Here is a 19,531-nt window from a genome sequence, read left to right as displayed (position 1 = left end):
CAACGAACTATTCCTTCTACAATACAAATAAATGCAATCATTAAATATCCGTACTGAAAAAATTTCCAAAGTCTGTTCATAATTTATTCTTCTGTTGATTCTAATCTTCCTGTTGTTTTTTTTGCCAAATGTTCACTTAAATCGTCTTTTGATTCGAAACCAATTCCATAAATTGTATCATTTTCTTTGATCAACATAAATGCTTTTTCCGATACAAAATATTTGGTTTTTTCATCCCAAAAAAGTTGTTCTGTTTTTAAGATTGATCTGTCTGTGTGATTCACAACCAATACTTTTCCTCTTATTTCTGAAATGGAAGTTTTGGAATATGTAATCGCATATTTTCCTGTTATGGTTACTGAGTCAATTGTATTTTTTTCAAAGTTAATGATTTTTATACCATTTGGAAACTCATTATAAGGATGTTCATCTCGATTGCTAAAATCGAGCATTATTGGAGTGATTAATTTTGAAGTGATTCTCCCTGAATCTTTGTAAACATGATTTGCGTCTCTTGCAATTCCGAGAGGCAAATTTTTATCTGCCAAAAAATCTCTGACTTTTTGAGTATTATTAGTACAAGAAAAAAGCATTACTGAACAAAAAGTTACAGCAATGCTTTTTATTAAAAAGTCTTTAAAACGGTTCATTATTTTCCGTTAGAATCAATAGTTACGGTTTCGCCAATCCAACATTTGATTGAATATGAATCACCTTCTCTTTTTCCAGAAGTAAAAATTGTTTTCTTATCTGGCAAGTTTCCTTTATAACTTGCAATGTATCTTGCTGCAGTTGAACCTATACTTGGGTCAACAGCTGCTGCTTTTTGAGCTTGTCTTAAAGCTGCTGCATATACCATTCTTTTTTCAAATTCGTTGTTTCCACATTCATTAACACTAGATTGATATAATCTTCCAATCAATAAATATGCTTTTCCGTAATTTGGGTTATAACTTAATGCCTCTCTCGCTAAAGCTCTTGCAACAGAAAGTTGTCCTCTTGATTTTGCTTGCTCTGCAGCATTCAATTTATATTTTGCTTTTTTCAAAGGATCAGTTTCTAAATCAAAGGCTTTTTTTCGCATTGCATTTGCTCCTGCTGCATCTCCGTTTTTATCTAAAATACCTGCATAAAATGTATAAGAATCTGGACTTGGAGTTGCTTCAGCATATGCTTTTGCAAGTGTTTCAAATAATGGATCTTCTTGACAACCTTTATTAAACATTCTTGATACAGCTCTTCTTAACCAAGTTGCATCTGTTTTATAGGTTTCAAAATCTCTTTTGTACAAAGGAATCAATCTATCACAAGTTGCAATTTCAGAAATAATATTGTCTAATCCTTCCTCAATTTGACCTAATGCTCCTGAATTTATTTGATAAGCATTCAATGACCTTTTTTGTCTTTCATCTAAAACTTTTGTTGAATCTTTTGTAAGTTCATTGATTTTTGTTGTATAGTCATCTAACTTTTCTCCAATCGATTCAATTACGTCATCATAGGTATCAAAAACTCTTTTTGGATCATTATCTTTAAATTTATCAGTTACTCCTTGAAAATATTTGTAAATATTTTTTACGCTCATATCTCTAGGAGAAATTTTATACGCTTTTTCAAGAATTGCAAAAATTTCATCATCAGAAGCTAAATTATTTTTTGCTAAATAATCAGCATAATCACTGTGAACTTTTGCAGGATTATCATTTGGATAATACTTTAATCTTTGTTCGTATACTTTTTTAGCCAATGCTGGATCTTTTTTTACTTCCTCAGCTAAAGTTGAACCGTATTTGTAAATATTTACAGACAAATCTGGACATTTATCCATCAAAAAAATCCAATTTGTATAAGCATCATCAAACTTTTTTGAATTAAAATCTCCTTTAAATAAATTATATTTAATGGTACATTCTTGCGTTAAATCTTCCTGAGCATTCGTTTTTACTACTGTAAAAAGCATAGTTGCAGCTATAAGTAATGTAAAATTTTTCATTTTTTGTTGGTATTTGTTAATCAATTTTTCTTTGTATAAACCAGTTCATATCTGTTAGTGATAAGCTTACTCTTAAATTAAAATAATTTTCTTGAATCAAATTATTTTGTAAAGTACCTCTTTTACCAAACTCAAATCCCATGTTTATGGTTGATAATCTTTTTAATGGTAACCCTAAACCAAAAGATATGCCAAAATCATCAATTGGTGTAAAATTAGTATTTGAACCAGAACCATCAACAGATAATCCTGTTTTTTCATATCGCAAACCAGCCCTGTAAGTAACTCTTTCCCAATAACTTGAAATAGAATTAACTTTTGGAAGAAAAAATCCACCAAATGAAATTCGGCTAGATTTTCCATAATTGTACGCACTGTTTGTTCCTCCAGATAATAAACCTGTTGTTGTCAAAGCATCTTGATTTTCATATTCAATTCCTGCATACCAGTTATCAAATTTTCCAATTCCAATTCCAAAATTTGTTTTAACTGGCAAATTAAAGCTTCCTGAAATTCGGTTTGAAGAAATAGTATCTCTTGGAACTTCATTTCCTGTAGGAGAAAATGTCAATGAATATAAGTAATCATCACCTGTTACAGTTAAACTGTTCGCAAGTTTGATAGTTGCTCCTGTGCTAATTACTAATTTATTTTCAAGTTCTTTATGATATTGCATTCCAAATTTTAAAGAACCTCCACTAACTCTGCTTACTTCATTATATTTAGTAGAAAGTGACACATCTGCTCTTAAAACTGAAATTCCGTTTTCAATATTACCAAAATTAAAATCACCTTCAATTCCTAAAGATAAATTTTTGGTAATTTTCATTCCAAAACTTCCGTATAAACGATTTACACCACCATTACCTTCAAAAATACTCAGTTGAGTTAATCGATCATCTGCATCAAAAACAGATGTTGAGAGTGAATATCCTATTGATGAAACTGGTTGCATCCCAGCAGAAAATCCTGCTTTTGATCCAATTGGAAATCCAAGAGCAATATATGATAAACTCGTTGAAGTACTGCTTTGAGAAGATGTTGCGCTTTTTACAGTTAAATCATTATTCAACATACCAAAGGAGTAAGTTGCAAACTTTAAATCTGCATATGCAGCTGGATTTGTAAAGTTTAAAAAACCATAATTGCTGAAAGCAACTCCAATTCCACCCATTGAACTTTGTTCAACAGTTGTGTTGCTAAACTTTTCTCCAATACCAAAAAAAGAATAGGGAGAAGAATTGGTTCTTTGAGCTAAAAGAGTTGACGCAGTTATAAAAAAGATAAAAGGTATTAGAATATTTCTAATCATTTGTTTTTGTTAAAAATCAATAGTTCGTTCAGTCCTTCAAGGAGGAAATTTTGATTGGCAAATATGCTACTTTTTAATTGTTTAGACAAGAAATTTGTATCTCCTCCTGTTAAAACTATTGTAAAATCATTAAATTTTTGTTTGTATTGCCCAATAACGCCTTCAATTTCTTGAATTACGCCATTTACAACCCCTGAATTTATACTTTCTTCAGTACTTTGCCCAATAAATTTATCAAGATATTTTTTATCTAATAGTGGTAATTTGCCAGTAAAATGATGCAGCGCTTTGAACCTCATGGCTATTCCAAGTGAAATTGCACCACCAAAATAGGTTGCATTCTTGTCAACAAAGTCAAAAGTTATGCATGTTCCTGCATCAATAACCAATACATTTTTATTTGGAAATGATTTTGTTGCAGCCGCAATAAGTGCTATCCTGTCCGCACCAAGAGTTTTTGGAGTTTTGTAAAGATTGTGAAAAGGGAGTTTCATCGCTGATGAAACCTCTAAAAGCAAAAGGATTTTTCTTAATTTTTCTAATTTTTTTTCTGAAATAAAAGCAACACTAGAGATGATTGCATCATTTAAGGTGTATTTTTTCGTTATAAATTTAATTTCAGAAATGATTTTTTCGACAGGAAAAATAGTGACTTCAATTAAGTTATCTCCATGAAAAACAGCTGCTTTCACTCTTGTATTTCCAACATCAATTGCTAAATTCATTCCTAATTTTAAATGAAGTTCAAAAATACAACAGATTTTTTTAAATTTTAGTTAGTAGATATAAAAAAACATTTTATATTTGCATCCGCTTAAGAATGGTATCTTAGCTCAGTTGGTAGAGCAAAGGACTGAAAATCCTTGTGTCCCTGGTTCGATTCCTGGAGATACCACAACAAAACCCAAAAACGATGATGTTTTTGGGTTTTTTATTTTTTAGAAAATTAAATTACAAATAAAAAAAACCAAGCTTTTCGCTTGGTTTTCAATTTATTATTTCATCATTTGCAAATTGCTAATTTCCAATTGCGTGAGTTCTCTCCATCTTCCTCTTGGTAGATTTTTCTTAGTCAATTGTGCAAAAACAACTCTGTCTAATTTGGTTACTTTATAGCCAATATGTTCAAATATTTTTCGAACAATTCTATTTCTTCCTGAGTGAATTTCAATGCCAACTTCCGTTTTTGATTCGCCTTCTACATAAGAAACAGCATCAATAAACACTTTTTTTCCTTCGATAATAACTTCTCCTTTTAATTTTTCTAAATCTTTTGCATCCAATTTTCTATCTAAAGAAGCATGATATAATTTTCGAACATTGTGTTTTGGGTGCGTTAATTTTTTGGCCAAATCACCATCATTGGTAAATAATAGCAATCCTGTGGTATTTCTATCCAATCTTCCAACAGGATAAATTCTTTCTTTTGTAGCATTTGCAACCAATTCCATCACTGTTTTTCTACTTCGATCATCTTCCATAGTAGTGATGTAATTTTTAGGTTTGTTAAGCAAAATATATTTTTTTTGCTCAGGAGTAATTCCTGTTCCATCAAACTGAACAACATCTGTTGGCAAAACTTTATAGCCCATTTCTGTGACTAATTTGCCATTTACTTGAACACTTCCTTGTTGTATAAAAGTATCTGCTTCTCTTCGTGAACAAACGCCTGAATTGGCAATATATTTGTTTAAACGAATCCCTAAAGATTCATCCGCAACAACAGTTGGTTTTATTTTTCTGAACTCTTTTTTTACAGGTTTTCTATTCAATGGCGTACTTTTTTTCGGCTCTTGTCGTCTTCGCGACGAGTTTTTATTTGGTTCCATTTTTTAAAATTTTTGCAAAAATAGGCAATTAAACCCTTCTAATTCAATCTATCAATCACTTTTTCTAATAATAGAGAAGTATCAATAAAAATCAAACTTAAAACACCAATCAACAATAACAATTTTAAAATATTGTGTAAAAATTGGTATTGCTTCTTTGTTTTAGATTTCCAAAGATATATGGCAACAAATAAAAGTGTAATGAGCGCTCCATAAAAATAATATCTCATAAAACCCAACTCAGGAAGTCTGAATAAAATTGCAATAGGGAAAAAACTAAAAAGCAATAATGATATGGATAATTTCTTGGTTTTTTGTTCCCCATGAACTACTGAAAAAGTTCGATAATTGTTGGCAATTGCTCCTTTTATATTTTCCAAATCTTTAATTAATTCACGCACCATAATCACTAAAAATAAGAAAATAGCATGTACAAATATGATATTTGAAAAATTCTTATAATACACAAAAATCACAAAAAAGGGTAAAATGGTAAGCATTGTTGCTGAAATCAATCCCATTAATGGATATTTTTTTAGTTTGTGCGAATAAAACCAAATTCCAAAAATATAGATTGCAAAAAACAAGCCTGCTCTTAGCGAAACTAAAAATCCAAATAAAAACCCGAGGAAATTCAGAAAAAAATAGAGTTGTAATCTCGTACTTTGTTTTACAATAGTGTCCAAACCCGTTTTTAAGGGTCTGTTTATTCGATCCACTTTTACATCATAAAAATTATTGATGATATACCCTGCAGCTACTACACAAACTGTGGCTAGAATTATAAAATGTAAGTGAAGATCGAAAAGAACATATTTCAAAGATTTTTCGGGCGAAAAAATAAAAATAGAGGCTAAATATTGCGCAATAATTAAAACAAGAATGTTGTATCCTCTAATCACTGATACTAAACTCAGCATTTTTAGGATGATTCTTTTTGCTTTGAAAGAAGTCATGAATTGTTTTTAGAACCTATAAACCAATTCTAATTTATAGTCTTTTAGGCTTTCTTGTGCTTTTTGATAATCTTCTGTAAACCCTAAAATATAGCCACCACCACCTGAACCACAAAGTTTTAAGTAGTAATCATTGGTGTCAATTCCTTTTTTCCAAACTTTGTGAAACGCATCAGGAATCATCGGTTTGAAATTTTTTAGCACTATTTTTGACAAACTTTTTACGTTTGTAAATAAAGAACTCACATTTCCTTTTAAGAAATCGTCAATACAAGCGTCTGTGTATAATGCAAATTCTTCGCTCAACATTTTTCTGAAACCTTCGTTTTTCATCTTATTCATAAAGATGTTTACCATTGGCTCAGTCTCGCCAATTTGTTCAGAATCCAATAAGAAAACAGCTCCTTTTCCTTCTTTTTGCGAAGGAATTCCTGCAGGTTCAATATGTTCTTTAGAATTGATTAAAATCGGTAAACTCAAATACGAATTTAAAGGATCTAACCCTGAACTTTTTCCGTGAAAAAAAGATTCCATCAAAGAGAAAATTTCTTTCAATTTCAATAGTTTTTCTCTGGTTAAATTCTCTAAAACTGTGATTTTATCTTGCGCATATTGATCGTAAACAGATGCCACTAAAGCTCCTGAACTTCCCACTCCATAACCTTGAGGAATAGAGGAATCAAAATACATTCCGTTATCTAAATCATTTTGAAAAGCCGTTAAATCAAAAGAGACTAAATCCGAATTTAAACTGGCAATATGAGTGAAAAATCTTCGTAAGTTTTCGTTTGATTTTTTTGAAAATTCATCAAAATTATTGGTAGTTTTCAAAGCGCCTCTATAAGCATTGAATGGAATTGCCAAACCTTTTGAATCTTTGATGATTCCATATTCTCCAAAAAGAAGAATTTTAGCATAAAACAGTGGACTTTTCATTTTCTTTTTATTTACGTGGCAAAAATACAAATTATTCATTACGAATTAACAATTACAAATTGCGAATTTTAAGCCAAAAAACATCAACTAATAACTAAAAACTATTTGTCATTTTTATAAAACACTTTCCAAATACCCACTTTTTCACCATTGGTATATTTTCCTTTGCTTTTTATTTTTCCTCCTTTGTAAAATTCTTTCCAAATTCCTTCTCTCAAACCATTTTCATAAACACCTGTTTCTTTGAGTTCACCAGTTTCATAATACTCATAAAACAGTCCATTTAACTTTCCTTTAGTGTAAAAAACTTTTCTGAATTTTGTTCTTTTCTTATAATAATAGATAATTTCTCCTTCTAATTTTTCATCAATTCTATAAAAATCAGCTTTGTCTTGTGAGGTTTTCTCCAAATTGGCATCCAACCAAACAACTTCTTGTGACTGTAAAGAACTCGTCAGAAAAAGAAAAAAAATGAAATTTAAAAAATACTTCATGTACTAATTTTTTTAAAACAATTTATGATCGCTGTTTTGCTCCAAAACCTGAAACATCACAAATATACTCTTTTTTGTAACATAAGCTAGAAAGTTCATTTTCAATAAATTGTAAAACAGTTTCTTTTTCATTTTCAGGAAAAAGCACGTGAACATTCGCACCAGCATCTAATGTAAAACAAATATTGCTATTCTTTTCTTGACGAAATTTCCAAATTTTATGGATGATTTCCAACGTGTTTGGTTTCATCAAAATAAAATAGGGATTGCTCGTCAACATCATTGCATGCAACGTTAATGCTTCACTTTCTACCAAATTGATAAACGATGTAATATCTCCATTTTGAAGAATTGTTGACATTTTGGTCAAATTTTCATTTGCTTGTTGAAACCGATTTTCTGCAAACGGATGATCAAACATCAATTCATGCCCAACAGTGCTTGACACTTGTTTTTCGCCTTTGTCAACCAACAAAATAACATCTTGATAATTGCTAAAAATCGGATGAATTTTATGTGGAAATTTCACCCCAAACAAATCAGAACTTCCTTCAATTATAGGATGATTTCCCCAAACAACCAAAGGACCTTCCAGACTTCTGCAAGCACTTCCTGAACCCAATCTTGATAAAAATGATGCTTTTTTAATGACAAAATCTGCATTCAATGCAGGAATCAATTGTTGCTCTAAACTCATTAAACAGCTCGCTATTGCACTCAAACCACTTGCTGAGGAAGCAATTCCACTTGAATGTGGAAATGAATTTTGAGAATGAATCGTCATTTGATACTCAAAAATATACGGACAATACTCTTGAATTCGTTGAAAGAATTTAGCGATTTTTGGCTTGAATTCCTCTTTTTTACTTCCTTCAAAAAACACTTCAAATTGAACTTCTTCCGATTTTTCAATCTTTTGAAATTCAATCGTAGTAATGGTATGGCAATTGTTCAATGTAAAACTAATGGATGCGTTTTTCGGAATTTGAGGTTCGCTTTTTCCCCAATATTTTACTAAGGCAATATTACTTGGTGTTTGCCAAGTAAAACTCGCTTTATCAACAAACTGCAAAGACGATTTTACTAAAAATTGATCTATATCCAATGTGAAAAATATTTAGAGACAAAGATAGGGTTTCTCGTAGATTTTTATCCCAATAAATTGTGAAGTCTTTCGTATTTTTGACGCATGAAAAACAACACGGTTTTTTTATTATTGGACGGAGAATCTCCCAATAAATTGCCAGACTTTTCTGATTATAGCTTGATTTGTGCCACAGATGGCGCCTACAAATTTTTAAAAGAGAAACAAATTATTCCCCATTTTGTAAGTGGTGATTTTGATGAGTTTGTTGAAATCTCTGATGAAATCGAAGTCATACAAACTCCCAACCAAGATTTTACTGATTTTTATAAAATTTTACAAATCTTATTTGACAAAGGCTATAAAAATATTCATGTTTTTGGCGCAAGTGGCAAAGAACAAGACCATTTTTTAGATAATTTGCACACGGCAATTTGCTGGAAAAACCAAATGGAAATTACTTTTTTTGACAATCACGGAAGGTATTTTTTAGCAAAACAGATTACGACAATTTATGATTGTTTGCACAAAACCATCTCTTTAATTCCTTTGCCAAAAGCAACTAAAATCAGTACTTTAGGTTTGCAATATTCTCTTAATAAAGAAGATTTAAGTTTCGGAAAACGCATTGGCACAAGAAATAAAGCCATAAACAATGAGGTGAAGATTACTTTTGAAAAAGGTGAATTGGTTATTTTTGTGAATGATTAATGTTTTTTCTACAAGGCTTTAAAAATTTTGCAGTGTTAAGAGCACAAAAAGCTTTGCTGACTTTGCATTTTATACAAATTTAGTTCTTTGCGCACTTTGCGGTTAAATTTTAAAACAATCAAAAATGAATAGAAAAATAAAATTATTATGGGATTTTAGAGGCGAAGATGCTTCTGAAACTGCCAAACATCACACCAAACATTTGAGAGAATTCGCAACATTGGAAAAGTTACCTTTTTACGAAATAGACATCCAAGAAAAAAACCCAATGTTGATTTCTGCATTCATTGTGGTTGACGAAATAAATATGAAAATCTACAGAGATGCTTTAAAACCTCATAGAGGGGAGGTTTTTTAATTTTGGATTGTTTTATTATTTGAGTTATATTCGTTGAAATTATATTTATTATGAAAAATATTCCCTTCATTATAGCATTTTTGCTTTGTTTTTGCGGTTTTAGTCAAACTGAAAAACATCAAGATATAAAAACAACGATTAAAGAAGTTACTGTTTTTCAGAGCAATGCACAAGTAACTCGTGAAAAATCGGTCGATTTATTTGCAGGAGAAACCATTTTAAAATTCATTAATTTATCTCCTTTTATCGATGCAAAAAGTATTCAAGTTAAAGCTGATGGTGCTGTAACTATTTTAAATGTAAGTCATCAACAAAATTTTATTGATAAGCTCGAAAAACAAAAAGAACTCGTAACTCTAGAATCAAAATTAATAGAAATTACTACTAAAATTGAACTCGAAAGCACACTCATTGAAATTTTAAAAGAAGAACTTACTTTTTTAAATGAAAATAGAAATATTGGCGGAAAAAATGAAAGTTTGACCGTAACAAACCTCAGAGAAACTGCAACTTATTATAGCAGCAGATTGACTGCTTTAAAATTAAAAGAAATTGAAAGAAATCAAACTTTATCAAAATTAAAAAATGAGAGAAGAGATCTTGAAAACCAAATTAATACTTTCACGAGCAAAAGAGAATATCCAAATGGCGAAATTTTGGTAAAAGTAGCTTCTAAAAATAATAGTAAAGTAACTTTTGAAATTTCTTATATTGTTGGAAATGCTGGTTGGTTTCCTTCTTATGACATCAGAGCAAAAAATGTAAACGAACCTATTGAACTTATTTATAAAGCAAATGTTAAGCAAGATACTAAAATAGATTGGAAAGATGTAAAATTGAAACTTTCAACAGCAAATCCAACTGTTTCAGGAATTGCTCCTGAGTTAAAACCATACTTTCTAAATTACAATTTAGCTCCACCTGTTTATAAATTAGAATCAAATTCTGTAAGTGGAATTGTTACTGATGGTTCAAGCCCTTTGCCAGGAGCTTCAGTTATTGTTAAAGGCACAACTATTGGAGCAACAACTGATTTTGATGGAAAATATTCCATCAGTATTCCAAATGGCGCAAGAGAATTGGTGTTTTCTTATTTAGGGTATGTAACTAAAACAGTTTCAATCGACAAAAATGTACTCAATGTTCAACTGCAAGAAGATGCAAGCACATTGGATGAAGTTGTGGTTGTTGGTTATGGGACAAAAAAGAATAATTCAATTAGTCAAATTTTACAAGGTGTTGTTCCTGGTGTTAAAATTAGAGGTGCTGCAAGTATAGAAATCCCAGTAGAACAAATTGAAAATCAAACAAGTGTTGATTTCGAAATTAAAATGCCTTATACCATAAAATCTGATAATAAAAGTTATGCAGTTGATATTTCAAATTACAGTTTAGCGGCAGATTATCAATATTATAGTGTTCCAAAAATTAATAAAAATGCCTTTTTAATGGCAAATATTACAGATTGGGAAAAGTATAATTTATTAGAAGGAGAAGCAAACATATTTTTTGAAGAAACTTATATTGGGAAATCTTTGTTAGATGTAAGATATGCAAAAGATACACTTCAAATTTCATTGGGAGTTGATAAAAACATTCAAATTGAAAGAGAAAAAATTACTGATTTTGCTTCAAAAAAATTCATTGGAAGCAGAAAAGAAGAATTGAGAAATTGGAAAATTAATATCAAAAACAATAAAAATCAACAAATATCAATGGTGATTTTTGATCAAATTCCTGTTTCTGTAAATGAGGAAATAAAAGTTGAAATTTTGAATATTTCTGGAGCAAATCATACTCTAGAAACTGGAGAATTAAAATGGATATTTAAACTAAATCCAAAAGAATCCAAAGTTTTTGATTTGAAGTACACTGTTAAATATCCAAAAAATAAAAATTTACTTATTGAGTAATTTAATCCTCACCTCCACTTAATTCCACAACCTACACTTGGTTTTTGAATTTGAAGTGGTGGTTTATTATCAAGTAAATTTTTGATAGCATTTCTCAAATCTTTTCCTGTAACTGGAATTCCGTTTTGTGGTCTTGAATCATCCAATTGTCCGTGATAAACCGCTTTCAAATCAGCATCAAATAGATAGAAATCAGGAGTGCAAGCAGCATCATATGCTTTTGCAACTTCTTGCGTTTTGTCAAATAAATAGGGAAAAGAATATTGGTTTTTTGCAGCAACAATTTTCATCAAATGAGGTGCATCTTGTGGATATTTTTCAATATCATTGGAGCTAATGGCTATAAAAGCAATGCCTTTTGGTTGAAATTCGTTCGCAATTCTCACCAATTCTTGATTGATATGAATCACAAATGGACAATGATTGCAGCTAAAAACAATGAGAGTACCCAGTTTTCCTTTGCTATGTTCTAAAGAAAGATATTGATTGGTGATGACGTTTTGTAATATAAAATCAGGTGCTTTCTTACCCATTTCAAATTCGTTTGATTCCGTTCTTGCCATAATTCTATTCTTTTTCAGCTAAGGCTTTTGCACAAATATACCCTCCTGTCCAAGCATTTTGGAAATTAAATCCGCCAGTAACTGCATCAATATTTAGAACTTCTCCCACAAAAAAGAGATTTTTATGCAATTTACTTTCAAAGCGTTTGAAATCAATTTCTTTCAAATCAACGCCTCCTGCTGTAACAAATTCGTCCTTGAAAGTTGTTCTTCCATTGGCATTGTAAATTCCTTTGGTCAATTCGTTTGCTAATTTTTCGAGTTGTAAATTGTTTGTATCAGCCCAATTTTGAGTTTCACGAATATTTGCAGCCATCACAAATCGTTCCCACAAACGTTTTGAAATTTCTGGAAATGGAGATTTTAACAAAACCGTTTTTCGTGCTTCTGACTTTTTTAGATGCTGCAAAATGGATATTACTGAAGTGGTAGATTTTGACAACCAATTCACTTCCACATTGTATTGATAATTTTTTTCGGCTAAAAATCGAGCTCCAAATGCAGATAATTTTAAAACAGCTGGCCCACTCATTCCCCAATGTGTAATCAACAAAGGCCCTGAAGCTTCAAAATCGGAATTTACAATTTTCACAGTGGCATTTGGCACCGAAATTCCCAATAAATCTGTCAATCTTTGGTCTTTGATATTGAACGTAAATAAAGAGGGAACAGGCTCAATAATGGTATGTTGTAAACTTTCGCATAAGTCCCAAAATGCTTTTGAGCTTCCTGCTGCCATTACCAGTTTATCAGCTATAAAATCTTGATTTTTAGTGTTGATAAGCCATTGATTTTCTTGTTGATAAACACCATTAACGCCACAATTTGTAGACACTTTGATTCCTAAGTTATCAACAGCATTTTGAAAACAGTCAATGATTGCTTGACTTGTATTTGCTTCCGGAAAAACACGATTGTCGTCTTCAATTTTGAGAGGTACTCCCCTATTTTTAAACCATTCAAAGGTGTCTCCTGTCATGAATTGATGAAAAGGGCCTAACAATTCTTTTTCTCCTCTTGGATAAAATTTCACCAATTCTTTCGGCTCAAAACAAGCATGTGTGACATTGCATCTTCCTCCACCAGAAATTTTTACTTTTTGCAAAACCTCCTTGCCTTTTTCAAGAATGATGATGTCCAAATCAGGGTTCATTTCTTTGGCATTAATGGCTGTAAAATATCCTGCAGCTCCTCCACCAATCACAACAACTTTGCTCATAAAATCATGTCTTTGTATGAAATAATTGTTTCAAATCCTTTGTTTTTAAAATAATTTGGCGTGCTTTCATTGCCTGTTGCCAACACAAAATCTCCTCCCCAAGCTCCCAAACTTTTTATTTCTCCAAAATAATCTGAAAAAAGTGACTCTTTAATTGGTTTTTGTTTAATGATTGAACTAATAATATTTTCATGTTCAATGAGTAGTTTTTCAAAATCAATCAACGAAGTTGCTTTTAAAAAAGATTCTGAAATATGAGAAATCGCATTGATTTCTTGAGTGATATTTTGCATATTTTCTCGATATTTTGCAATTCCTTGTTTCGAATCTTGCTTTATGTTTAAGTAGACAAAAAATAAGTTTTGATGAAATGTTGGTTGAAATTTGACTTGTTCAACCAAAGGATGTTGATGATTGAGTTGATACAAAATAGGCGAGTCATTTTGCGCACAAGCAATGTCATAACCACTTCCTTTAAACGAATTCCACAACAATTGAAAAGCATCTACTTTTGCCCAAGAAGCGATTGAATTGATTAGTGTTGACGAACTTCCTAATCCCCATTTTCTTGGAAAAGTGAGATTTGTTTTCACCAAAAAACCGCCATTAGCATTTAAAAAATCAGGATTCATTTTTTTGGCTTCTAACAATATTTCCAACAAAGTTTCTGCTATCATTTCAGCATTTTCTTCTTTGTCTGATTCGAAAGTTGCGGAAATCAATCGTAATTTAGGCAACTCAAATACAGTTTCAAACCAACAATTTCCTTCAACCGTAAAACTTCCCCAAATCAATTGCGATTCTTTTATCGGAATTACCTCAAGGTCTTGCCCAAATTTCGTTGGAATTGCCAAAGATTTTGCCCCATCCAAAACGAGGTATTCTCCTGTTAACAATAATTTTCCGTTCGAATAAAAATGCATTATATCAGACTGAATTGTTTAAAATGATGTGTAAAATGTTTTATTTGAAATTTTTTCCAATACTCAAAATCGAGTTCTCCAAAAAATGGATGCACTACCTTTTTTGTTGGATTTTCTTGAAAAACTTTTACAAAAAATTGAATTTGAGCCATCAAATCATCAATTGCTTCTTGCATCGAATTGAATTGCAACGGATTGGGTTCTTCTGCCAACAAAGTAGGTTTAAAGCCAATTTCCAATTCATTTTCAGTATCTAAAAAAGGTTTTCTTCTTGCCATTTTTTCATCTGAAACAAAAGCGTCCAAATTCCAATTTCCATTGGCAATTTTGGTAATTGCACTCAAATGTTCAATCATTTGTTGAGCATTCATCAATCCGAAAATGGGTTTAGAATCTGAAGTTAATGTTGCTAACTTTTCTCTGACCAATATTTCATCCAAAAAATCAACCCAAGTCACTTTTGCCATTCGCATTTCATTGAATTTATTCACCACAGCTGCATGTGAAACAGTTTGATTTTTAAAAAAATCAATCAGACTATTTTTCTCCTTTTTAGTTGCTCCTAGCTGATTTAGAATGTTTTGCAAGTGCATTTTCATGTGTCCATGTTGAATTCCTTTGGTTGTCAAAGCTCGCAAAGCCGCAAAATTTTGCGCCAAACCAGCAGCAGCCATGATTTGCATCAATTCTTTTGCAGACGGATTTTGTAACATTTCCAACGAAATTTTTGACATGGGATGCAAAGCAGTCAAACCGCCAACAGTGCCTAAAGCTAAAGGAATTTCAATCCAAAATTTAAAAATTCCATCATCAATGGAACAATGAGACAAACTTGTGTATGTTCCTGAGCGTGAAGCATAGGCATGAACACCCGCTTCAACGGCTCTAAAATCATTGCCTGTTGCTAACACAACAGCATCAATTCCGTTCATAATTCCTTTGTTGTGCGTGACTGCTCTGTAAGGTTCAATTTCTGCAATTTTGACAGCTTGATAAAATTTTTCAGCAAATTTCTGCGGATTTTCGATGTCTAAATCAGCAATCTTGCAACTCACTTCAGCACGCACCAAACACTCAGGAACGTAATTGGAAAGTATGCTCATGATGATTTCAATATCGTCATTTCTGAATTTATTGGCAATCGCTTCTAAACAAGAATTGATGAAATTCGCACCCATAGAATCTTTCGTTTCAAAGGTGATGTGTAATTGATAATAATTGGCTAAATCAGCAGTTTTATCTTTCAATTGAATATCTAAAATACCTCCACCACGTTTTTCCATATTTTGGGTGATGGATGCAGTTGCTGCAAATAATTCGGTTTTATTTTCCTGAAAATAGCGTTCTAAATCTTCCTTTTTTCCTGTAAATAGAAAATGAACTTGACCAATTTTGGTAGTTCCTAAAACTTCGGTTTTGAAGCCACCTTTGGCACTCCAAAATTTCGCTACCAAAGAAGCTGCTGCCACCACTGAACTCTCCTCAATCACCATTGGAACCACATATTCCTTGCCATTGATTACAAAATTAGGCGCAATTCCAAAAGGCAAATAAAAATTGGTAATGGTATTTTCGATAAAATCATCATGAAGATTTTGAAGCGTTTCATTTTCGTTCCAATATTGTTTGATGATTTGTAGGGTTTCTGAAGGATTCTGAAAATAATTTTTCGTTAACCAATCAATTTTTTCTTCCTTGTTTAATTTAGAAAATCCTGAAATTATTTTGCTCATTTCTATATCTGTAATCTTATGAGAACAAATATAAATGAAAGTATTTTAAACCTTAAACTAATTTGTAAAAAGACGATAAAATGTAGGTTTTAACAAATTTTTAAATTGTGAAAATGTTGATATTTTTGATGTTATATGCTATCACAACATCAAAAACACAATATTTTAAGACAAATTAACAGCAAATTGGTAAACTATTTTTTTTAATGATTGCGCATAAATAAAATCAATCACTAATATCGCACATATAATTGTATTACTATTAAATTTAAGAGTATATATAACAAGATATAGTTAACTTTAAAATCTTATAATTATGAAAAAATCAAGTATCGCCATTGTATGTTTAGGACTTGTATTTACAAGTTGCGCAGTAATAAGACCCGGAGAAGTAGGTATAAAACAAACGTTAGGAAAGCTTTCATCCGAAGTAAAAACCCAAGGAACCATACTTTACAATCCATTAGTAAGTAAAGTAATTAAAGAATCTACGAAAACGAGTAACATTTTACTAACATTGAGTTTGCCAAGTAAAGAAGGTTTGAGTGTAAATTCGGACATTTCAATTTTGTACAGATTAGAGGCAAACAAAGTTTCCTCTGTGTTAGAAAATTTAGGACAAGATTACGAATCTGTAATTACCAGCGTTTTTAGATCAGCAGCTTCTGATGTTTGTGCCAAATTTTATGCAAAAGACATGCATTCAGGAATGAGAGCAAAAATTGAAGGTGAAATTTTAGACAAGATGAAAGTGAATCTTGAAAAACAAGCTGACGGAATTGAATTGATTGCCGTTTTAATGAAAAGTATTCAATTGCCTATGGGTTTAGCGAGTTCTATAGAAAGAAAACTGCAAGCTGAGCAAGATGCCATGAGAATGGAATTTGTGTTAGATCAAGAAAAACTAGAAGCAGAAAGAAAAATCATCAATGCCAAAGGGGAAAGAGATGCGCAAATCATCATCACTGAAGGTTTGACAAGTGGAATTTTAAAGCTAAAAGCGATTGAAGCTTTCAAAGATCTTGCAAGATCTCCAAATTCAAAAATCATTATTACTGATGGTAAAACTCCGCTAATTGTGGGTGATACTGAAGAAAAAAAAGAGGAAACTACTAAGAAAAAATAACAACATGTAGTTCCTGAAAATCTCGTTACATTTTAAACTGTAACGAGATTTTTTTTTGATGAAATCCAAACGATACATACAAATCATCATTTCCTAAAAAAATGTCATTCAAAACTTCCATTCAATGCATCCTTTTTTGACAATATTTTCGTAAACTTGACGAATATTTATTAAAACATCAAACTTCATGAAAAATGTAGGTATATTTTTTTCCTTATTACTATTATTTACCACTCAATCAAAAGCTCAAAATAACTCATTAAACACTTCTGGAAACAAAGAAATTTCACTAACAGAGATTTGGAATGGCACTTTTTCTCCAGAAAGAATGAACGCTTTGAATTCGATGAATGGTGATTTTTATTCATTATTAAATTACAATCGTCAAACAAGAGAGGCAACTGTTGACAAATACAGTTACAAAACCTTGGAAAAAGTAGCCACTATTGTAAGTAGTAAAGATTTGTCTGAAATGAATACGATTTCATCATACAGCTTTAATAATGATGAAACAAAATTGATTTTAGGAACCAATTTCAATGGAATTTACAGACGTTCATTTAGCGGTACTTTTTATGCATTTGACATTGCCTCCAAAGAACTTATTTTGATTGGAGAAAACATTCAAGAACCTATATTTTCTCCTGACAATCAGAAAGTTGCTTATGCAAAAGACAATAATATTTTTATCAAAGATTTTGAAAAAAATAGCACGATTCAAATCACAAAAGATGGGTTGAAAAATAGCATCATCAATGGAATTACAGATTGGGTGTACGAAGAAGAATTTGGATTTGTACGCGCTTTTGAATGGAGTGCAGATAGCAAACATTTGGCATTTTTGAGATTTGACGAAACAGCTGTACCAACATTCTCAATGGACATTGTAGGAAAAGAATTGTATCCTACACAACAGGTTTTTAAATATCCAAAAGCTGGCGAAAAAAATGCGATTGTAACTCTACATATTTACAATGCAAGCAATGCTAAAACTGAAAAAATAGCTTTGGGTGATTATGAATACATTCCAAGAATCAAGTGGTCAAATGAAGCAAATTTCTTGATTGCAACCACCTTAAATCGTCATCAAAATGATTTAAAATTGCACAAAATTGATGCGCAAAAAAGCACCTCAAGTATATTGCTGAACGAAACAGACAAAGCCTATGTGGATATTCACGATAATTTGACTTTTTTGAATGATAACAGCTTTATTTGGACTAGCGAAAAAGATGGTTTCAATCATATTTATCAGTATGATTTTAACGGAAAACTCATCAATCAAATTACCAAAGGAAACTGGGAAGTAACCAATTATTATGGATTTGACGCCTCAAAAAAAACCATTTATTATCAATCTGTAGAAAATGGCGCTATCAATAGAGGCGTTTATTCGATTGGTTTGAATGGGAAAAACAAAAAATTATTGAGCGAAAAAGAAGGTCAAAATAACGCTGCTTTTAGCAAAAACTTAAACTTTTTTATCAATACATATTCTTCTTCGGAAAATCCTCCAGTATATTCTCTATACAATTCAGAAGGAAAAATGCTGAAAGTGATTATTGACAATAGGGAGTTGAAAAATGAGCTGAAAGGCTATAAAATGAGTAAAAAAGAATATTCAACCATCAATATCAATGGGAATGAATTGAACATGTGGATGTTGAAACCTGTAGATTTTGATGCTAGTAAAAAATATCCTTTATTCATGTTTCAATATTCAGGTCCTGGGTCGCAACAAGTGGGCAATTCTTGGAATGCTGCCAATGATTATTGGCACAATATGTTAGCACAAAAAGGCATTATTGTGGTGTGTGTTGACGGACGTGGAACAGGATTTAAAGGTGCTGATTTCAAAAAAGTTACCCAAAAAGAATTGGGAAAATACGAAGTGGAAGATCAAATTGCAGCTGCCAAAAAATTGGCTGAATTGCCTTACATCAATAAAAATAAAATTGGTATTTGGGGCTGGAGTTATGGTGGATTTATGAGTACTAATTGTATCTTAAAAGGCAATGATGTTTTTTCGATGGCAATTGCAGTAGCTCCAGTAACTTCTTGGCGATTTTACGATTCCGTTTACACAGAACGATACATGCAAACACCTCAAGAAAATGCTAGTGGATATGATGAGAATTCACCATTCAATTATGCTGATAAATTAAAAGGAAATTTCTTGTTGGTACATGGCACAGGCGATGACAATGTGCATGTTCAAAATTCTTATAGAATGATCAATTCTCTGATTGAAGCTAATAAACAATTTGATATGTTTGTAGTACCAGACAGAGCTCATGGAATTTACGAAGGTAAAAACATGCGCTTGAATTTATACACTAAAATGACGAATTTCGTTGAAAAACACTTATTAAACTAATAAA

General features: G+C 31.4%; 18 protein-coding genes and 1 tRNA gene. 6 read left to right on the top strand and 13 right to left on the bottom strand.

Annotated features, from left to right (window positions below; genetic code table 11):
• Positions 1-83 precede the first annotated feature (83 nt).
• The 4 genes from lptC to IU405_RS10415 are packed head-to-tail and all read right to left on the bottom strand — an operon-like array spanning position 84 to position 4,030.
• Positions 84-650, bottom strand: coding sequence for an LPS export ABC transporter periplasmic protein LptC (gene lptC / locus IU405_RS10430; protein WP_197438549.1), 567 nt, complete (start codon positions 648-650; stop codon positions 84-86).
• On the bottom strand, positions 650-1,993 hold the full coding sequence (locus tag IU405_RS10425) for a tetratricopeptide repeat protein (RefSeq protein WP_197438548.1): 1,344 nt from the start codon (positions 1,991-1,993) through the stop codon (positions 650-652). Before IU405_RS10425 ends, lptC begins: the two co-directional genes overlap by 1 nt.
• 16 nt (positions 1,994-2,009) lie before the next feature.
• The gene (locus IU405_RS10420) at positions 2,010-3,305 is read right to left on the bottom strand and encodes a TonB-dependent receptor (RefSeq protein WP_197438547.1); all 1,296 of its coding nucleotides are present in this window, start codon (positions 3,303-3,305) and stop codon (positions 2,010-2,012) included.
• Positions 3,302-4,030, bottom strand: a complete 729-nt coding sequence (locus tag IU405_RS10415) for a type III pantothenate kinase (RefSeq protein WP_197438546.1) — start codon at positions 4,028-4,030, stop codon at positions 3,302-3,304. Before IU405_RS10415 ends, IU405_RS10420 begins: the two co-directional genes overlap by 4 nt.
• A 97-nt stretch (positions 4,031-4,127) precedes the next feature.
• Between IU405_RS10415 and IU405_RS10410 the strand changes: the two genes are divergently transcribed.
• A tRNA-Phe gene (locus tag IU405_RS10410) sits at positions 4,128-4,200 on the top strand.
• A gap of 100 nt (positions 4,201-4,300) precedes the next feature.
• On the opposite strand, the gene IU405_RS10405 is transcribed toward IU405_RS10410, so the two are convergent.
• The 5 genes from IU405_RS10405 to IU405_RS10385 all read right to left on the bottom strand — a co-directional run bounded on the left by IU405_RS10405 (position 4,301) and on the right by IU405_RS10385 (position 8,625).
• On the bottom strand, positions 4,301-5,134 hold the full coding sequence (locus IU405_RS10405) for a pseudouridine synthase (protein WP_197438545.1): 834 nt from the start codon (positions 5,132-5,134) through the stop codon (positions 4,301-4,303).
• A gap of 38 nt (positions 5,135-5,172) precedes the next feature.
• Positions 5,173-6,090 (bottom strand): geranylgeranylglycerol-phosphate geranylgeranyltransferase, encoded by a 918-nt coding sequence (locus tag IU405_RS10400; RefSeq protein ID WP_197438544.1) that lies wholly within the window; start codon positions 6,088-6,090, stop codon positions 5,173-5,175.
• A 9-nt stretch (positions 6,091-6,099) separates the two neighbouring features.
• Entirely contained in the window at positions 6,100-7,026 is a 927-nt protein-coding gene (locus tag IU405_RS10395; protein ID WP_197438543.1) for a mevalonate kinase, read from the bottom strand.
• Positions 7,027-7,127: 101 nt separating this feature from the next.
• Complete coding sequence (locus tag IU405_RS10390) at positions 7,128-7,520, bottom strand: toxin-antitoxin system YwqK family antitoxin (protein ID WP_197438699.1); 393 nt, start codon at positions 7,518-7,520, stop codon at positions 7,128-7,130.
• Between the two features lie 22 nt (positions 7,521-7,542).
• A complete protein-coding gene (locus IU405_RS10385) occupies positions 7,543-8,625 on the bottom strand; it encodes a diphosphomevalonate/mevalonate 3,5-bisphosphate decarboxylase family protein (RefSeq protein WP_197438542.1) in 1,083 nt (360 codons plus the stop codon).
• A gap of 84 nt (positions 8,626-8,709) precedes the next feature.
• Between IU405_RS10385 and IU405_RS10380 the strand changes: the two genes are divergently transcribed.
• From IU405_RS10380 to IU405_RS10370, 3 genes are all read left to right on the top strand, one after another.
• Positions 8,710-9,315, top strand: coding sequence for a thiamine diphosphokinase (locus IU405_RS10380; RefSeq protein ID WP_197438541.1), 606 nt, complete (start codon positions 8,710-8,712; stop codon positions 9,313-9,315).
• Positions 9,316-9,439: 124 nt separating this feature from the next.
• Entirely contained in the window at positions 9,440-9,673 is a 234-nt protein-coding gene (locus IU405_RS10375) for a hypothetical protein (RefSeq protein WP_197438540.1), read from the top strand.
• Between the two features lie 50 nt (positions 9,674-9,723).
• The gene (locus IU405_RS10370) at positions 9,724-11,586 is read left to right on the top strand and encodes a mucoidy inhibitor MuiA family protein (protein ID WP_197438539.1); all 1,863 of its coding nucleotides are present in this window, start codon (positions 9,724-9,726) and stop codon (positions 11,584-11,586) included.
• A gap of 8 nt (positions 11,587-11,594) precedes the next feature.
• Here the strand turns inward: IU405_RS10370 and IU405_RS10365 are convergent, their stop codons facing one another.
• From IU405_RS10365 to IU405_RS10350, 4 genes are read right to left on the bottom strand one after another with little or no spacing between them, the layout of a single operon-like run.
• On the bottom strand, positions 11,595-12,149 hold the full coding sequence (locus IU405_RS10365; RefSeq protein ID WP_197438538.1) for a thioredoxin family protein: 555 nt from the start codon (positions 12,147-12,149) through the stop codon (positions 11,595-11,597).
• 4 nt (positions 12,150-12,153) lie between these two features.
• Positions 12,154-13,368: an NAD(P)/FAD-dependent oxidoreductase gene (locus IU405_RS10360; RefSeq protein ID WP_197438537.1), complete on the bottom strand. Its 1,215-nt coding sequence runs from the start codon at positions 13,366-13,368 to the stop codon at positions 12,154-12,156.
• Positions 13,365-14,291 carry a GYDIA family GHMP kinase gene (locus IU405_RS10355; protein WP_197438536.1) on the bottom strand — a complete coding sequence of 309 codons (927 nt, stop codon included), beginning with the start codon at positions 14,289-14,291 and terminating at the stop codon, positions 13,365-13,367. The genes IU405_RS10360 and IU405_RS10355 overlap by 4 nt, the downstream gene beginning before the upstream one ends.
• The gene (locus IU405_RS10350; RefSeq protein ID WP_317193368.1) at positions 14,291-16,039 is read right to left on the bottom strand and encodes a hydroxymethylglutaryl-CoA reductase, degradative; all 1,749 of its coding nucleotides are present in this window, start codon (positions 16,037-16,039) and stop codon (positions 14,291-14,293) included. The genes IU405_RS10355 and IU405_RS10350 overlap by 1 nt, the downstream gene beginning before the upstream one ends.
• 301 nt (positions 16,040-16,340) lie before the next feature.
• Between IU405_RS10350 and IU405_RS10345 the strand changes: the two genes are divergently transcribed.
• Positions 16,341-17,150 carry a prohibitin family protein gene (locus IU405_RS10345; RefSeq protein WP_197438534.1) on the top strand — a complete coding sequence of 270 codons (810 nt, stop codon included), beginning with the start codon at positions 16,341-16,343 and terminating at the stop codon, positions 17,148-17,150.
• Positions 17,151-17,337: 187 nt separating this feature from the next.
• Positions 17,338-19,527 carry a S9 family peptidase gene (locus IU405_RS10340; RefSeq protein WP_197438533.1) on the top strand — a complete coding sequence of 730 codons (2,190 nt, stop codon included), beginning with the start codon at positions 17,338-17,340 and terminating at the stop codon, positions 19,525-19,527.
• Positions 19,528-19,531 lie beyond the last annotated feature (4 nt).

The sequence above is a fragment of the Polaribacter sp. BAL334 genome (genome assembly GCF_015767435.1).
In the GTDB taxonomy this organism is placed as follows: domain Bacteria; phylum Bacteroidota; class Bacteroidia; order Flavobacteriales; family Flavobacteriaceae; genus Polaribacter.
Note: the sequence above shows the minus strand (reverse complement) of the source record. Positions and strands in the feature narration are given on the sequence as shown.

Coding starts and splice junctions, on each gene's coding strand:
- IU405_RS10390 (WP_197438699.1), bottom strand. CDS start 7,520: ATGAAGTATTTTTTAAATTTCATTTTTTTTCTTTTTCTGACGAGTTCT.
- IU405_RS10360 (WP_197438537.1), bottom strand. CDS start 13,368: ATGAGCAAAGTTGTTGTGATTGGTGGAGGAGCTGCAGGATATTTTACA.
- lptC (WP_197438549.1), bottom strand. CDS start 650: ATGAACCGTTTTAAAGACTTTTTAATAAAAAGCATTGCTGTAACTTTT.
- IU405_RS10340 (WP_197438533.1), top strand. CDS start 17,338: ATGAAAAATGTAGGTATATTTTTTTCCTTATTACTATTATTTACCACT.
- IU405_RS10420 (WP_197438547.1), bottom strand. CDS start 3,305: ATGATTAGAAATATTCTAATACCTTTTATCTTTTTTATAACTGCGTCA.
- IU405_RS10370 (WP_197438539.1), top strand. CDS start 9,724: ATGAAAAATATTCCCTTCATTATAGCATTTTTGCTTTGTTTTTGCGGT.
- IU405_RS10345 (WP_197438534.1), top strand. CDS start 16,341: ATGAAAAAATCAAGTATCGCCATTGTATGTTTAGGACTTGTATTTACA.
- IU405_RS10375 (WP_197438540.1), top strand. CDS start 9,440: ATGAATAGAAAAATAAAATTATTATGGGATTTTAGAGGCGAAGATGCT.
- IU405_RS10395 (WP_197438543.1), bottom strand. CDS start 7,026: ATGAAAAGTCCACTGTTTTATGCTAAAATTCTTCTTTTTGGAGAATAT.
- IU405_RS10415 (WP_197438546.1), bottom strand. CDS start 4,030: ATGAATTTAGCAATTGATGTTGGAAATACAAGAGTGAAAGCAGCTGTT.
- IU405_RS10380 (WP_197438541.1), top strand. CDS start 8,710: ATGAAAAACAACACGGTTTTTTTATTATTGGACGGAGAATCTCCCAAT.
- IU405_RS10405 (WP_197438545.1), bottom strand. CDS start 5,134: ATGGAACCAAATAAAAACTCGTCGCGAAGACGACAAGAGCCGAAAAAA.
- IU405_RS10425 (WP_197438548.1), bottom strand. CDS start 1,993: ATGAAAAATTTTACATTACTTATAGCTGCAACTATGCTTTTTACAGTA.
- IU405_RS10400 (WP_197438544.1), bottom strand. CDS start 6,090: ATGACTTCTTTCAAAGCAAAAAGAATCATCCTAAAAATGCTGAGTTTA.
- IU405_RS10365 (WP_197438538.1), bottom strand. CDS start 12,149: ATGGCAAGAACGGAATCAAACGAATTTGAAATGGGTAAGAAAGCACCT.
- IU405_RS10355 (WP_197438536.1), bottom strand. CDS start 14,291: ATGCATTTTTATTCGAACGGAAAATTATTGTTAACAGGAGAATACCTC.